14 protein-coding genes are annotated in these 13,330 nt (G+C 42.1%); 7 read left to right on the top strand and 7 right to left on the bottom strand.

Annotation, left to right across the window (positions count from 1 at the left end):
* Window positions 1-29: 29 nt before the first annotated feature.
* Entirely contained in the window at window positions 30-473 is a 444-nt protein-coding gene (locus Q4557_RS02445) for a GatB/YqeY domain-containing protein (RefSeq protein ID WP_102439276.1), read from the bottom strand.
* A gap of 7 nt (window positions 474-480) precedes the next feature.
* Complete coding sequence (gene rpsU, locus Q4557_RS02440) at window positions 481-696, bottom strand: 30S ribosomal protein S21 (RefSeq protein WP_055024252.1); 216 nt, start codon at window positions 694-696, stop codon at window positions 481-483.
* Between the two features lie 237 nt (window positions 697-933).
* Between rpsU and tsaD the strand changes: the two genes are divergently transcribed.
* Window positions 934-1,947 carry a tRNA (adenosine(37)-N6)-threonylcarbamoyltransferase complex transferase subunit TsaD gene (gene tsaD, locus Q4557_RS02435; protein ID WP_076541076.1) on the top strand — a complete coding sequence of 338 codons (1,014 nt, stop codon included), beginning with the start codon at window positions 934-936 and terminating at the stop codon, window positions 1,945-1,947.
* Between the two features lie 90 nt (window positions 1,948-2,037).
* Here the strand turns inward: tsaD and plsY are convergent, their stop codons facing one another.
* Window positions 2,038-2,646, bottom strand: coding sequence for a glycerol-3-phosphate 1-O-acyltransferase PlsY (plsY, locus tag Q4557_RS02430; RefSeq protein WP_102439274.1), 609 nt, complete (start codon window positions 2,644-2,646; stop codon window positions 2,038-2,040).
* A 241-nt stretch (window positions 2,647-2,887) separates the two neighbouring features.
* Here plsY and folB point away from each other — a divergent pair, with 241 nt between their 5' ends.
* The 4 genes from folB to Q4557_RS02410 all read left to right on the top strand — a co-directional run bounded on the left by folB (window position 2,888) and on the right by Q4557_RS02410 (window position 5,582).
* Entirely contained in the window at window positions 2,888-3,241 is a 354-nt protein-coding gene (gene folB, locus Q4557_RS02425) for a dihydroneopterin aldolase (RefSeq protein WP_303410444.1), read from the top strand.
* Window positions 3,242-3,305: 64 nt separating this feature from the next.
* A complete protein-coding gene (gene folK / locus Q4557_RS02420; protein ID WP_102439272.1) occupies window positions 3,306-3,809 on the top strand; it encodes a 2-amino-4-hydroxy-6-hydroxymethyldihydropteridine diphosphokinase in 504 nt (167 codons plus the stop codon).
* 17 nt (window positions 3,810-3,826) lie between these two features.
* Entirely contained in the window at window positions 3,827-4,627 is an 801-nt protein-coding gene (locus Q4557_RS02415; protein ID WP_303410441.1) for an undecaprenyl-diphosphate phosphatase, read from the top strand.
* A gap of 127 nt (window positions 4,628-4,754) precedes the next feature.
* The gene (locus Q4557_RS02410) at window positions 4,755-5,582 is read left to right on the top strand and encodes a methyltransferase domain-containing protein (protein WP_303410439.1); all 828 of its coding nucleotides are present in this window, start codon (window positions 4,755-4,757) and stop codon (window positions 5,580-5,582) included.
* A gap of 155 nt (window positions 5,583-5,737) precedes the next feature.
* Here Q4557_RS02410 and Q4557_RS02405 read toward each other — a convergent pair whose 3' ends face one another.
* Together Q4557_RS02405 and Q4557_RS02400 are read right to left on the bottom strand one after the other, a co-directional pair.
* Entirely contained in the window at window positions 5,738-6,004 is a 267-nt protein-coding gene (locus tag Q4557_RS02405) for an Lpp/OprI family alanine-zipper lipoprotein (protein WP_076542485.1), read from the bottom strand.
* Between the two features lie 276 nt (window positions 6,005-6,280).
* Complete coding sequence (locus Q4557_RS02400; RefSeq protein WP_303410437.1) at window positions 6,281-7,510, bottom strand: multifunctional CCA addition/repair protein; 1,230 nt, start codon at window positions 7,508-7,510, stop codon at window positions 6,281-6,283.
* 142 nt (window positions 7,511-7,652) lie between these two features.
* Here Q4557_RS02400 and Q4557_RS02395 point away from each other — a divergent pair, with 142 nt between their 5' ends.
* Window positions 7,653-9,269, top strand: coding sequence for an ExeA family protein (locus tag Q4557_RS02395; protein WP_303410435.1), 1,617 nt, complete (start codon window positions 7,653-7,655; stop codon window positions 9,267-9,269).
* Window positions 9,269-10,420 carry a general secretion pathway protein GspB gene (locus Q4557_RS02390; protein ID WP_303410433.1) on the top strand — a complete coding sequence of 384 codons (1,152 nt, stop codon included), beginning with the start codon at window positions 9,269-9,271 and terminating at the stop codon, window positions 10,418-10,420. Before Q4557_RS02395 ends, Q4557_RS02390 begins: the two co-directional genes overlap by 1 nt.
* Before the next feature lie 162 nt (window positions 10,421-10,582).
* Here the strand turns inward: Q4557_RS02390 and nhaD are convergent, their stop codons facing one another.
* The gene (gene nhaD / locus Q4557_RS02385) at window positions 10,583-11,830 is read right to left on the bottom strand and encodes a sodium:proton antiporter NhaD (protein ID WP_102439266.1); all 1,248 of its coding nucleotides are present in this window, start codon (window positions 11,828-11,830) and stop codon (window positions 10,583-10,585) included.
* A 188-nt stretch (window positions 11,831-12,018) separates the two neighbouring features.
* Window positions 12,019-13,311: a glutamate-1-semialdehyde 2,1-aminomutase gene (hemL, locus tag Q4557_RS02380; protein WP_102439265.1), complete on the bottom strand. Its 1,293-nt coding sequence runs from the start codon at window positions 13,309-13,311 to the stop codon at window positions 12,019-12,021.
* Window positions 13,312-13,330 lie beyond the last annotated feature (19 nt).

Here is a 13,330-nt window from a genome sequence, read left to right as displayed (position 1 = left end):
GCACGGCTTATTCACACATTAACGATCTGTTAGTTTAATTTAGCACGGATTAGACTGCCAATGGCACCCATATCTGCACGACCTTGAACCTTAGATTTTAATGCTCCCATTACTTTGCCCATATCCGCCATGGTTGATGCACCTACCTGAGAGATAGCTTCATCAATGATTGCGGCAACTTCTTCTTCTGTTAAAGGAGAAGGCAAGAAAGTTTCAATGACTTGAATCTCTGCTGCTTCAGCTGCTGCTAACTCCGGGCGATTTGCTGACTCATACTGAGTTATAGAATCGCGACGTTGTTTTACCATTTTGGTTAAAACGGCTATTGTCTGTTCATCAGTCAGAGTTTCGCGGGTATCCACTTCAATCTGTTTAATGGCAGACAGTGCCATACGAATTGTCCCCAAACGCGCCTTATCTTTGGCACGCATAGCTTCTTTCATTTGGTCTTTTAGCTGTTCGACTAGGCTCATAGTGAGATTAGTATAAACGTACGCGACGTGCGTTTTCGCGAGAAAGCTTCTTAGCTAGACGCTTAACAGCGGCAGCTTTTGCGCGCTTACGTGCAGAAGTTGGCTTCTCGTAGAATTCACGAGCGCGAACATCAGCTAAGATACCTGCTTTTTCACAAGAGCGCTTGAAACGACGAAGAGCTACGTCGAATGGTTCGTTTTCACGTACTTTAATAATTGGCATACGCCATCACCCCTTAGGTGTAGTTAATTTGGCACTACCTGTTTTGGTAGATTAACCAAGGCTATTTAAAATGGTGCCGAATTCTACATCGATTACGATGCTTTTGTAAACCCCTTTGTTAATCGCAAATGACAATCAAGGTGTCATTTTTTTGAGACTGATGATTATGCTTGGTGGAATAAAATCTTCTCAACAGGTAGAATTGCCGCCCTTACAAATTTATCAAGACGAGATGCTATGCGGGTTTTAGGTATTGAAACATCATGCGATGAAACTGGAATCGCTGTTTATGATGATGAGCAGGGACTATTATCCCATGCTTTATATAGCCAAGTGAAATTACATGCAGATTATGGTGGTGTTGTGCCTGAATTAGCATCTCGTGATCATGTGCGTAAAATTATTCCATTGATTAAGCAGGCGCTTAAAGAGGCTAACTCTACTGTTGATGATATTGATGGCATCGCTTTTACTAAAGGACCTGGATTAATTGGCGCGCTATTAGTCGGCGCTTGTGTTGGGCGTTCATTGGCATATTCGTGGGACAAGCCTGCAATTGGAGTTCACCATATGGAAGGGCATTTATTAGCGCCAATGCTTGAAGATGATGCGCCTGAGTTCCCTTTTCTTGCTCTGCTGGTATCTGGCGGTCACTCAATGTTAGTGCAAGTAGAAGGCATTGGCCGTTATCAGGTGTTAGGTGAATCGGTTGATGACGCTGCTGGTGAAGCATTTGATAAAACCGCTAAGCTGATGGGGCTTGATTACCCTGGTGGGCCACGTTTAGCTAAGTTAGCAGCAAAAGGTGTTGAGGCGGGTTATAAATTCCCTCGACCAATGACAGATAAACCAGGGCTTAATTTTAGCTTTTCAGGCTTAAAAACCTTTACCGCGAATACCATCGCTAAAGAGCCTGATGATGAGCAAACAAGAGCCAATATTGCCCGCGCTTTTGAAGAGGCAGTGGTGGATACTTTAGCGATTAAGTGTCAACGCGCATTAAAACAAACAGGTTATAATCGCTTAGTTGTAGCAGGTGGAGTGAGCGCTAATACTCGGTTAAGAGAAAATTTAGCGACCATGATGGCTAAGTTAAATGGTGAGGTGTTTTATCCAAGAGGTGAGTTTTGTACCGATAATGGTGCAATGATCGCTTTTGCTGGCTTACAGCGCTTAAAAGCTGGGCAGGTGGAGTCGTTAGAGGTAGAAGGCAAGCCGCGCTGGCCATTAGATACCTTGTCTGCTGTGTAATTAAGTCATTACCTGATATGAAAAAACCTAAGCCATGGCTTAGGTTTTTTTATATCAATAATATAATCAGTTAGATAGTTTGAGTTAAAACTAGTTAGCTTGTTTTTTCTTACGGGAAAGCTTGCTTTCTTCGCCCACTCTCAATCGCTTAATATTATCTTTATGGCGAATGACAATTAATAAAGAGAGCATTGCCACTGGAATGACAAAGCGCTCGTCTAACCACCATGTGTAAACTGGTGCAAGTATTGCAGTTAAAATGGCGGCTAATGATGAATAGCGAGTAATAATTACAAATACTAACCAAGTAATAATTAACATGGCGGCTAAATCGCCGCCAATAGGAGCCATCGCGCCAAAGGCAGTTGCTACGCCTTTGCCGCCTTGAAAGTTAAAAAAGAGCGGATAGATGTGGCCTAAACAAGCTGCGATGGCAATGAGCCCTAATGACACCGCATCTTGACCGAGTAAGTAGCTGCAATAGCTGGGCGCGGCACCTTTAAGCATGTCGAAAAATAAAACTAAGGCAGCAGAGCTTGCGCCACCGATACGAAGTACGTTGGTTGCCCCAGGGTTGCCTGAGCCTTCAGTGCGAGGGTCGGGTAAACCTCTTAATTTACAAACCAAAATGGCACTTGAAATAGAACCGGCTAGGTAGGCGGTTATAATCATCAATATTGTGATTGTAACAGCGCTCAAATTGGTGTCCTTAGTCTTCTTAGGGTATCATCGCCCATTAATTTATATCACTTGATCTTAATGGTTATTATCAGCTTTTAAAACGCTATTTAGAATGGTTATCATTCATAAATAGCTAGCCATTATCCTACTGCTTTAGTTGCTCAGGAAAAAGACAAAAATCATGATAACGGTTAATTGATGTCATTATCAGCTTTTTTAGGCTGTTTTTTTAAAAAAATGAGTAAAACTCGGAGAAAGCATGGATAAAGTACTTATTCGCGAGCTAAAAATTGAAACTGTAATAGGGATCTACGAGTGGGAAAAACAAATACAGCAAATATTGCTCATCGATTTAGATATGGCTTGGGATAATAAAATGGCTGCTGGCACTGATGATTATCAACATGCCTTGTGCTACGAAAGTGTGTCTAATCGCCTCACTGCATTAATCACTCAAAAACCCGTTGAGCTAATTGAAACTGTCGCAGAAATGATTGCCGAGTGTTTGATGACTGAATTTAAGGTTGAAGGCGTTAAAGTGACAGTGATGAAACCTGGTGCGGTACCTACTGCAGTCTCTGTTGGTGTGGTTATTGAGCGCGGTCAATTTTAGTAACATGTTTTAGCACTATTTAATCATCTTTTCATGTTTGTTCTTTATATTACAGAGTGAGTTAATGGCACGTATTTATATCAGTCTAGGCACTAATATTGACCCTGTTGCACACATGCAGTCAGGATTAATTGATTTGCAGCAGCAATTTGGCCCATTACAGTTATCAAGGATGTTTGAAAGTGAAGCAGTTGGGTTTCAAGGTACCAACTTTTTAAATATGGTGGCCGCAGCTGATACCGATATGAGTATTGCTGAGGTGGTTGCCAGCTTTAAACGAATAGAAAAGCAAAATGGCCGCATTCGCGGTGAAAAAAAATTTAGTCCACGAAGTTTAGATATCGACTTACTGCTTTATGATAATGAAATTTGTCAGCAACCGGTTGAACTGCCTCGAGGTGAGATTTTATTTAATGCTTTTGTATTGTGGCCGCTGGCAGAAATTGCGCCGCAATTAACTCACCCAATAACGCATCAACCCTATCAATTACTTTGGGATAATTACGATAAATCTAGCCAGCATATTTGGCCGATTGAGTTTGACTTCCCTGCAACACTGACACGTTAATATTATAAAGGACAATCATGGAAACCATTCAGATTATTATACTTGCCATCATTCAAGGGCTAACAGAGTTTTTACCGATTTCAAGCTCCGCTCACCTGATTTTGCCGGCGCAAGTTTTAGGCTGGCAAGATCAAGGTCTTTTCTTTGATGTCGCTGTTCATATTGGTTCATTATTAGCGGTAGTGATCTATTTTAGAAAAGAAATATGGCTGATGCTCAATGCGTGGATAGCGAGCATGGTTAAAGGTGTTCATACCCAAGACAGTAAATTAGCTTGGTGGATCATTTTAGCGACATTACCGGCGGTGTTCTTTGGCTTTATGGCAAAAGATTTAATCGAAACCTACCTTCGTGGCCCAGGGGTAATTGCTATCACAACAGTTATATTTGGTTTGCTGTTGTGGGTCGGTGATAAAATGGCCCGTAATGAGCTAACCGAGTATCAAACCGGTTGGAGAAAGGCGCTATTAATTGGTTTTGCTCAAGCGTTGGCGATTATTCCAGGCACGTCACGTTCAGGTATTACCATCACCGCCGCTTTGATGTTAGGTCTAAACAAAGAAGCTGCAGCACGCTTTTCATTTTTAATGTCAATACCGGTGATTTTAGGTGCGGCGATTTTAATGACTAAAGATGCCGTTTCAAGTGACTTGGTGATTAATTACGGTGAGGTGCTACTGGGTATCGTGGTTTCGTTTTTTGCAGCCTATACTTGTATTTACTTTTTCTTGAAAATTATCAGCAAGATTGGCATGACCCCATTTGTGCTGTATCGCCTAACTCTTGGCGCAGTATTATGTGGCTTTATATTCCTGTAATATAAACCACAATAGATTAATCATTATGAGAGACAAAATCATCAATGATTAATAAAATAAAAAACGGGTGTTATCACCCGTTTTTTATTCCTTAAATTTAGCTGTAAAGTCTAGGACGTTTTCTGTAATGAACTCAATTTTGATCTGCCCTAAGTGTGCGACAGCATTGCATTATCATCAGGCCTCAGCAGGCTACTATTGTGATAATAAGCATCATATTGATAAAAATGCCCAAGGCTATTTATCCTTTGTTACCTCAACCAAGTTCAAGGGCGCGAATGAGTCACGTCAGCAACTGCGCTCGAAACGCTTTCTTATGGCTGAAGACTTATTTAAACCGTTAATGGATAAACTGAGTGAGTCATTTAATCAATTGATTGATGGGCGCACCGAACTACAGCACCTGAATTTTAGTTGTGCAGATGGTCTATATTTGCGACACCTTGCTACCAGCACTAATGTTGATGTTAGCCATTGGGGCGTTTCTGAAGCTGAGAACGCACTATTTGCAGCCAGCAAAGAAAATACCCCAGCTAGTCTAATCCTTACCCCTTATAAGAAGTTACCTTTTGCTGATAACAGTTTAGATATCGTGTCGCTATTTGACGTGGCTTTAAAAGGTAAAGAGTGCCTAAGGGTGTTAAAAGACAGCGGTCGATTATTAATGTTAGTGCCCGGTCCTCGGCATTTATGGCAACTGAAGCAGCAGGTATATGACAATTTAGCGGAAAAGCCATTGCAGTTGAATTTACCCAAGCAGATTGAAGTGGTTAATACAAAATCGATTAGCTTTACTGGTGATGTGAGCGGCGAACAAGCGATGACACTGTTGGAGATGAACCACCTTGCATGGCGGGTTAATGATCAATTAAAGCATCAAATTAAGAGTCATCCTGTGACAGGGTTAGAATTTGATTATTTATTGATTACTGCAAAGCTAGCAGAAGCCAAGTAAGTTTATTACAGAGTTAACGTTTGCGCGGCATGCCCTTATGTTGATTTAATCCTGCAGATACAATTAAGGCTTGAAATGGTAAACGACTTAAGTCTGTTTACTATGTTCAAGCCTTAATAATCAACCTATAAAAATAAGCTAATTTTCATGGTTTCTTACTTTTTGTAAGAAGAAGCCATGTTATCGATGCGATCGTTTGCACGCTTAGCTTCAGCTTGAGCGTCCATAGAAGCTGCTTTAGAATCTTTCACATCAGCAGATAATTTGCTTTGCTCTGATTTTAAAGAGCTAACTTCAGAAGATAGTTGATCAACTTTGTTACCTAGGTTAGCAACACTTTCTTCTAAAGCAGTAGTGTTTGCACAACCACCGATAAGAGCAGTCATAGCAACACCAGCAATCATTAATACTTTCTTGTTCATGGAAAATCCCTTCATTATAGGTTGTAATAAGTTGCTGAGGCGTAATACCCAACAGCCTTTTAATTATGTCACAGCTATTGTATTTTGCTACACAAAATGGCAAAAAAAATCATAAAAAACAGCGTAAACCCAATTAATATAAGGATATTCATCTGTAGAAATTTGTAAAAAGGCATAATCTACGGCGTTAGTATTAGGTTAATCACTCTGATATTGAAGTAGTGCTAAGGTTTCGTTTAGTGCATCACAAATGCTTAAACGTTACAATTGCAACGCTTATTGTACTTGGCTTTTTTTATACAGGCTAATGGCCTCAGCTCTGCGTATGCTCAACTGCTGTTTAATTTCTGTGCCCTTAAACCCATCACTAATCACCTGTTGCACATCGACCTCTTTAGCAATGTTAAAGCAATGGGTTAAAAACTCGCTTTGAGGATACTGCGCTTGCTCAAAACCTGTTCGACCTTGAATATCGGCCTGACAACATAATAGTAAGTCTGTTAAGCGTTGCGGTTTGCGCCAAAAATCACCCTTATCAAAAATCTTTATAATGGTTTCAGCGCGTAACTCTAGCGCATTATGGATATTTTGATGTTGGTCGCTGCACAGCAGTGCCAATTCCTTGTATTCATTTGGGGCTTTAATTCTTTGTACTAGCTTTTTGATTATCGGTAAGCCCTTTTGGCCGTGCCCATGATGTTTTGGCCAAAGCTCTGCAGGGGTGATGGCCTTACCTAAATCATGAACTAAAGCGGCAAAACGTATGGTTTTTTTATCAGTGAGCTTAGCCGAGGCTTGCAATACCATCATGGTATGAATGCCTGAATCAATTTCAGGATGCCATTTTTCAGGTTGAGGTACGCCAAACAAGGCATCTATCTCGGGAAATAGCACCTTAAGCGCCCCACAACTCCGCAGCTGCTCAAAAAAGACTTCAGGGTTCTGACTGCTTAACGCTTTATCTAGTTCTTGCCATACTCGCTCTGGCGTCAAATACGCTAACTCGCCTGAGTCACAGATACTTTGCATCAGTGCTATTGTTTCTTGGGCGATAGTAAAACCAAGGTGGGCAAAACGCGCCGCGAATCGGGCAACCCGCAGAACCCGTAATGGATCTTCAATGAATGCATCCGACACATGGCGTAATTGGCGACTTTCAATATCCGCCATGCCGCCATAGGGATCGTATAGATTGCCTTGGTCATCTTGGGCCATGGCATTAATGGTTAGATCGCGCCGCAGTAAATCCTGTTCCAGTGTTACCTCTTTATTGGCATCGCAGCTAAAACCAGAATACCCCTGGCCGCTTTTTCTTTCGGTACGTGCTAAGGCATATTCTTGTTGGGTTTTAGGGTGCAAAAAAACGGGGAAATCACGGCCAACTTGACTATAGCCAAGGGCGAACATCTCCTCGGTTGAACCGCCCACTACCACATAGTCTTTATCTTTGACTGGAAGTGATAAAATGCCGTCACGTACAGCGCCACCCACTAAATAGATTTTCATAAATGTTTTTGCCTAAGGAGATTTATCTTAAGTATCTTAAGATAAATCTTAGCACGACTAACATTTCTGCTGCTAAATTTTGACAAGCAGTACTGCAAGATATAACTTGAGCCGTCAGTTATAGATAAGGATTTTTGGCCAGATGTATAAAGCATTTTATGGATTAAATGATAATCCATTTTCAATCGCACCCAACCCACATTATTTGTTCTTAAGCGACCGTCACCGAGAAGCATTAGCCCATTTAACCTATGGTCTGGGCGAGACCGGTGGCTTCGTGTTATTAACTGGTGAGGTTGGCACTGGCAAAACCACTGTGTCACGTTGTTTATTAAAGCAATTACCTGAGCACACGGATACTGCTTTTATACTTAATCCTTCATTAACTGAACAAGAGTTACTGGCAACCTTGTGTGATGAACTTGCCATTAGCTATGGTGATGTTCCTTCAATTAAACAACTGACCGACTTAATCAGCCAGTATTTACTCAATAATCATAAAAATGGCCGCAATACCGTATTAATTATTGATGAAGCGCAGCATTTGCGCCCTGAGGTGTTAGAGCAACTGAGATTATTGACCAACCTTGAAACAGATACCAAAAAACTGCTGCAAGTGATTCTTATTGGCCAGCCAGAATTACAGCAACTGCTTAAGCGTCAAGAGCTACGTCAGTTAGCCCAGCGAATTACCGCAAGATATCATTTGTTGCCTTTGACCGTTGAAGAGATAGCCTTGTATGTGCAACATCGATTACAAGTCGCAGGGCGTTTTGAGCCGTTATTTTCTAAAAAAGCCTGCAAAGCATTACATAAGTACAGTGGCGGTATTCCACGCTTAACTAACCTGTTGTGTGAACGAGCCTTAATGGCCGGTTATGGCCAATCAAAAGTGCCAATCGATCAGCATATGGTTAAGCAAGCTGCTGCTGAAGTATTAGGTGAAATGCCGGTTGAGACTCGCTCCCATTGGCCTTTAACCATTGCTGCGACATTAGTGATTACCTTTGGGGTGTCTTTTTATGGCTTTTTTCCTCAACAGGTCGGCTCAGAGCAGGCGAGTGCTTTAGTCAATAAACAAGCGGTTGATAAAGTAGCTGTTATTGAAGATGTTGTCCCTGTGGCATTAACACAAGTTAATCGCAATCAAAGCATTGTCCGCGCCGCAATGGCGCAAAGTCGCAGCATTGATAATGCATTTGCTGGACTGTTTGCCTTATGGGGAAAACAACCCATTATTGGTTTATCTTCTTGCCAAGCAGCGACTGAGCAAGGGCTGTTGTGCCATCAGCAGCAGGGGAACTGGAACAGTATTGCAAGGCTTAATTACCCGGCGGTGGTGTATTTAGAAGATCAGCAAGCTAAGCAATTCTATGGGGTTGTGGTAGCTCGCGAAGGTGAGCAAGTCTTACTGCAATTAAATGAGCAGCAGCTTTGGGTCAGCAAGGATTGGTTTAACCGTCATTTTAGCGGCACCTTTGAAATTTTATGGCAAACCGATGGAGTAATGCCAAGTGAAATTGGTCAAACATCCAGTTTGTCGCAAATTCAATGGTTAGAAAATAACTTAGCCTTGGTGCAACAACGAGCGCCGAGATTATTAAACCGTTTCGATGATACCTTAGAGCAAGATTTAATGGCCTTTCAGCGTCAACATGGACTTAAATCTGATGGCATAGCAGGGAACCAAACCTTGGTGCAGCTTAACTTATACCTCAGCAAGCAAGGCCCAAGATTAACTAAAGTAGGGCGCAGCTAATGTCTATTTTATTAGATGCCGTGACCAAAGAAAAACAGCAACAGATGGGCGAATTACCTGATGCGGTATTAACCCCAAGGGCTGGTTATAAACCAGCGACTAACCAGCATTGGTTACGTCAGCTTTGGGGCAAGGCGCTGGTGTTAATCTCAGTGATCTTATTAGGTGTGTTATCTGCTTGGGGCTTATCGAGATTAGTGAAACCGACTTTAACGGCGAATTCAGGGGTAAGTTCTAGTCAGGAAAATGAAGCTGTTAAGCAAGCCACATCGCAGCAAAGCCAGAGTTCCAATACCGCTCAAGCAGATAGTGGTGAGATAAGAATTGCCAATAAAGTGGCTTTGCCCTTGGCAAAACCACAAGCTGTTGCTGGCTATGACTTATCTTCAAATAACTCGTCTTTAAATAGCTTATCTTCAAGTGATTCACCTGCAAAGAGTCCATCAAATAGTGGTGATAATACCCAGTATGAATATCGCTTGAATGAGAGTAATCGAGGTCAAGTAAGCTCACTATCGCAAAATGAGCTTGCAGCCACCGCTGTAAGTTCAACAGGTACTGCAAATGCTAGCTCGAATAACTCCCAAAGGCAGTTAACTGCCGCTGAGTTAACCGCGCTCTATGGCGAAGATGCGATTATTTTAGGGGCCAATTCTAACTACAAGCAAACATCGGATTTAACTGCACTGCAGATGAAAGTGGCAACCGCAGCTGAAAACGTCAATTTTGAGCAGCAAGGCGTGAGCAATGAAGTGACCGCTACCCAAAACACCCCAGAAAAAAATCAGTTAACTGCTGAGCAATCGAATAATTTAATGGCCGCTTTTCAAGCCGCTCTTAAAGATCTTGAATATGAAGAATCAGCCAATAAACCTGTGACTGAAGCTGAGTTTGACCCAATCCCTACTCCGAAATCAGATAGCATCCCTAAATACGGTGAGCTACCTGCCAGTGTGCAATTACAAGTACCAGAGTTTAATATTCAGGCTCATGTCTATTCTTCTGATGCAAATAATCGCTGGTTAAACATTGATGGTGCAGAGCTTCAAGAAGGCGATGTGATCAGTGGTAAGCTTAAAATTATCGAAATTAGACCCAGAGATGTGGTACTTGAAATCGATGGCTCAGAGTTTAAAGTGCCAGCAATTTAGTTTGGGTAACTTCTTTAGTTAATCTCTGATTTTAATAAAGGCGCCAATGGCGCCTTTATTGTTTTATGTGTGCTACTAGCGCAGAGTATCGGGCCTGCACAGACTATTAGCGCTTAGTTATTAGCTCTGATTATTTTAGCGCTTAGTCTGAAAGCTAACACCTTAGCTATGGATCTGATTAGCGATTAAAATCGTTAAGCCATAACCCACGGAGTAACACAGTAATAATGCAGGAAAGTATTTTAAGTAACTCACAAAGGTGAGCTCTTTTATCTTACTCATGGCAATAATCCCCGCAGCAGAGCCAATGACTAGTAGTGAGCCTCCGACACCGACAGAATAGGTTAAACCTAACCATTGGGCTGTGGTGAGTACTGGCTCTGCTTTAAGTAGCGCCGCAGTCAGTGGTACGTTATCTAAAATTGCTGAGCCTACTCCGGCAAAATAGTTCGATATCGCTGGGTTATACAGCCCATAAGCCTGCGTCAGTAGCTCCAAAGTGCCAATTTCCTTGAGCATGCCTACAAGCAATAAAATCCCTAAAAAGAATAGTAAAGTGTCAAATTCTACTTGGCGAATGTACTCTAAAATTTGAATTTCTTCTTTTTTAGTGTGACTGGTACGCCCAACTAAAAACATCACCGATAATCCAGCAAGAAAGGTAAGCACGGGCGGAATATCAAATAAGATATTAAATAGCATTGTCAGAACAATCGTGACTAAGAAAATCAGTCCGATAATGATATCAATAGGGTTTAGTTGTTTATCTACCGGTGTGGTACTGACATGACCTTCAGCGTTTAGAGAGAACAACAGCGCTAATAGCATCACACTAATGCCGGCAGGTAAAAACAAAATCAGTAGTTGTGACATTTGCACTTTACCGGCAAGAAATATCATTAAGGTGGTGACATCACCCGTTATCAAGGCTACTCCGCCTGAGTTAACCGCGAAGATAATTAATACTGCCATACGGCGACGCATTCGACTTGCTAAATTAAATGTGGTTAATAAGCCTAAGGACACCAAGGTGGCAGTGACATTGTCACAGAAGGTGGATAGTACCAGTGCAAAAAGGCCGACTTGCAGCATCAGCATTCTGACAGAAACTTGCTGCGGAAAGATTTTTTGTACTAACAGCTGGATCATGCCTTTGGCGTTGAGATAAGCCACAAAGGTCATTGTCGACATGAGAAATAACCACAAGGTGGCAATTTCCAGTAAATTGTCGTTTAACTCTGCGGCAATGAATGGGGTTTTGTCGGTGCCAGCAGCAGAGATGAATAAACTAATCCAAGCAATACAGCCGAGAAATAGCGTGGTTTTGGCTTTGTTAATATGAGTGACTTCTTCAAACACAATACTGAGTAAGGCAAGTACTGCCAGCGATATGAGAAAGACTTCAAACATATTGATATTTCCATTGCTGCTTAGCAAAGCTAGATTGCTAAAATGAAAGTAGGCAAACCAAGTTAATATTGGTTTGTTTCAGTGCGCGGAATTTCATCACATAAACAGGGTTGTTGCAACTTTGTTCTTATTTGGTTAAAAAAGGGGTTGATAGCAATGCTATCAACCCCTTTTATTTTATCGGGCGATTACAGTGCTTTTAACGCCGCAAAAGCTTTATCTGCTGCCGCTAGGGTCATTTCAAGTTCTTCTTCGCCATGAGCCATTGATAAGAAGCCTGCTTCATAAGCACTTGGTGCTAAGTAAACGCCTTCATCTAGCATAAGGTGATAGAAGTTACGGAAATGCTCCATGTTGCACTTAGTCACTTGATCAAAACTAGTAATAGGGCTGGTATCTTCAGTGAAGAAGAAGCCAAACATGCCGCCAACATAGTTAATGTTAAGTGGTATACCGTGCTTGTCTGCAGCGGCTTTAAAGCCTTCTGCAATACGTTTAGTTTTTGCTGCTAACTCGTCATAAAGACCGTCTTGGCAAAGGGCTTCCATTTGTGCAAGACCTGCAGTCATCGCAATTGGGTTACCTGATAAAGTACCTGCTTGGTAAACTGGGCCAGTAGGTGCAATAAACTGCATCACATCCTTACGACCACCAAAAGCGCCCACTGGCATGCCGCCACCGATTACTTTACCTAGGGTAGTAAGATCTGGTTTCACATTGTAGTGACCTTGAGCGCCGCTTTTAGACACGCGGAAGCCTGTCATTACTTCATCAATGATCATCAATGCGCCGAATTCATCACAAATTGCTCGCAGGCCTTCTAAGAAGCCGGCAACCGGAGGAATACAGTTCATGTTGCCAGCAACTGGCTCAAGAATAATACAAGAAATCGCTTCAGGGTGTTGCTCGAAGATAGCACGTACTGAATCTAGGTCGTTATAAACCGCGGTAAGTGTGTGCTTTGCAAAATCTTCAGGGATACCTGGTGAGCTAGGTTGACCTAAAGTTAACGCGCCAGAACCTGCTTTTACTAATAAACAGTCAGCATGGCCATGGTAACAACCCTCAAATTTAAGGATTTTGTCACGGTTAGTGAAGCCACGTGCTAAACGAATCGCACTCATGGTCGCTTCAGTTCCAGAACTTACCATACGAACTTGTTCAATTGATGGCACCATCTCAATCACTTTTTCAGCCATTTTGACTTCAAGTTCAGTCGGCGCACCAAATGAAAGGCCATTTTCCACAGCGTCTAATACTGCTTGGCGAATTTGTGGGTGATTGTGGCCAAGGATCATTGGGCCCCAAGAACCAACGTAATCGATGTATTTTTTACCATCAGCGTCAAAGATATATGCACCATCGGCTTTTTCGATAAACAGTGGCGAGCCACCGACACCATTAAATGCACGGACTGGAGAGTTAACGCCACCAGGGATGGTTTGTTTAGCCTGTTCAAAAAGCGCTTCTGAGCGGGTCATGTGTAATCCTTTTAAGTCG

The sequence above is a fragment of the Shewanella sp. 5_MG-2023 genome, assembly GCF_030547465.1.
In the GTDB taxonomy this organism is placed as follows: domain Bacteria; phylum Pseudomonadota; class Gammaproteobacteria; order Enterobacterales; family Shewanellaceae; genus Shewanella.
Note: the sequence above shows the minus strand (reverse complement) of the source record. Positions and strands in the feature narration are given on the sequence as shown.

What these genes read in the sequence shown, in the direction of transcription:
- hemL (WP_102439265.1), bottom strand. Translation starts at nt 13,311, where the DNA reads ATGACCCGCTCAGAAGCGCTTTTTGAACAGGCTAAACAAACCATCCCT.
- folB (WP_303410444.1), top strand. Translation starts at nt 2,888, where the DNA reads ATGGATAAAGTACTTATTCGCGAGCTAAAAATTGAAACTGTAATAGGG.
- Q4557_RS02415 (WP_303410441.1), top strand. Translation starts at nt 3,827, where the DNA reads ATGGAAACCATTCAGATTATTATACTTGCCATCATTCAAGGGCTAACA.
- nhaD (WP_102439266.1), bottom strand. Translation starts at nt 11,830, where the DNA reads ATGTTTGAAGTCTTTCTCATATCGCTGGCAGTACTTGCCTTACTCAGT.
- rpsU (WP_055024252.1), bottom strand. Translation starts at nt 696, where the DNA reads ATGCCAATTATTAAAGTACGTGAAAACGAACCATTCGACGTAGCTCTT.
- tsaD (WP_076541076.1), top strand. Translation starts at nt 934, where the DNA reads ATGCGGGTTTTAGGTATTGAAACATCATGCGATGAAACTGGAATCGCT.
- Q4557_RS02395 (WP_303410435.1), top strand. Translation starts at nt 7,653, where the DNA reads ATGTATAAAGCATTTTATGGATTAAATGATAATCCATTTTCAATCGCA.
- folK (WP_102439272.1), top strand. Translation starts at nt 3,306, where the DNA reads ATGGCACGTATTTATATCAGTCTAGGCACTAATATTGACCCTGTTGCA.
- Q4557_RS02400 (WP_303410437.1), bottom strand. Translation starts at nt 7,510, where the DNA reads ATGAAAATCTATTTAGTGGGTGGCGCTGTACGTGACGGCATTTTATCA.
- Q4557_RS02410 (WP_303410439.1), top strand. Translation starts at nt 4,755, where the DNA reads ATGAACTCAATTTTGATCTGCCCTAAGTGTGCGACAGCATTGCATTAT.
- Q4557_RS02405 (WP_076542485.1), bottom strand. Translation starts at nt 6,004, where the DNA reads ATGAACAAGAAAGTATTAATGATTGCTGGTGTTGCTATGACTGCTCTT.
- Q4557_RS02445 (WP_102439276.1), bottom strand. Translation starts at nt 473, where the DNA reads ATGAGCCTAGTCGAACAGCTAAAAGACCAAATGAAAGAAGCTATGCGT.
- Q4557_RS02390 (WP_303410433.1), top strand. Translation starts at nt 9,269, where the DNA reads ATGTCTATTTTATTAGATGCCGTGACCAAAGAAAAACAGCAACAGATG.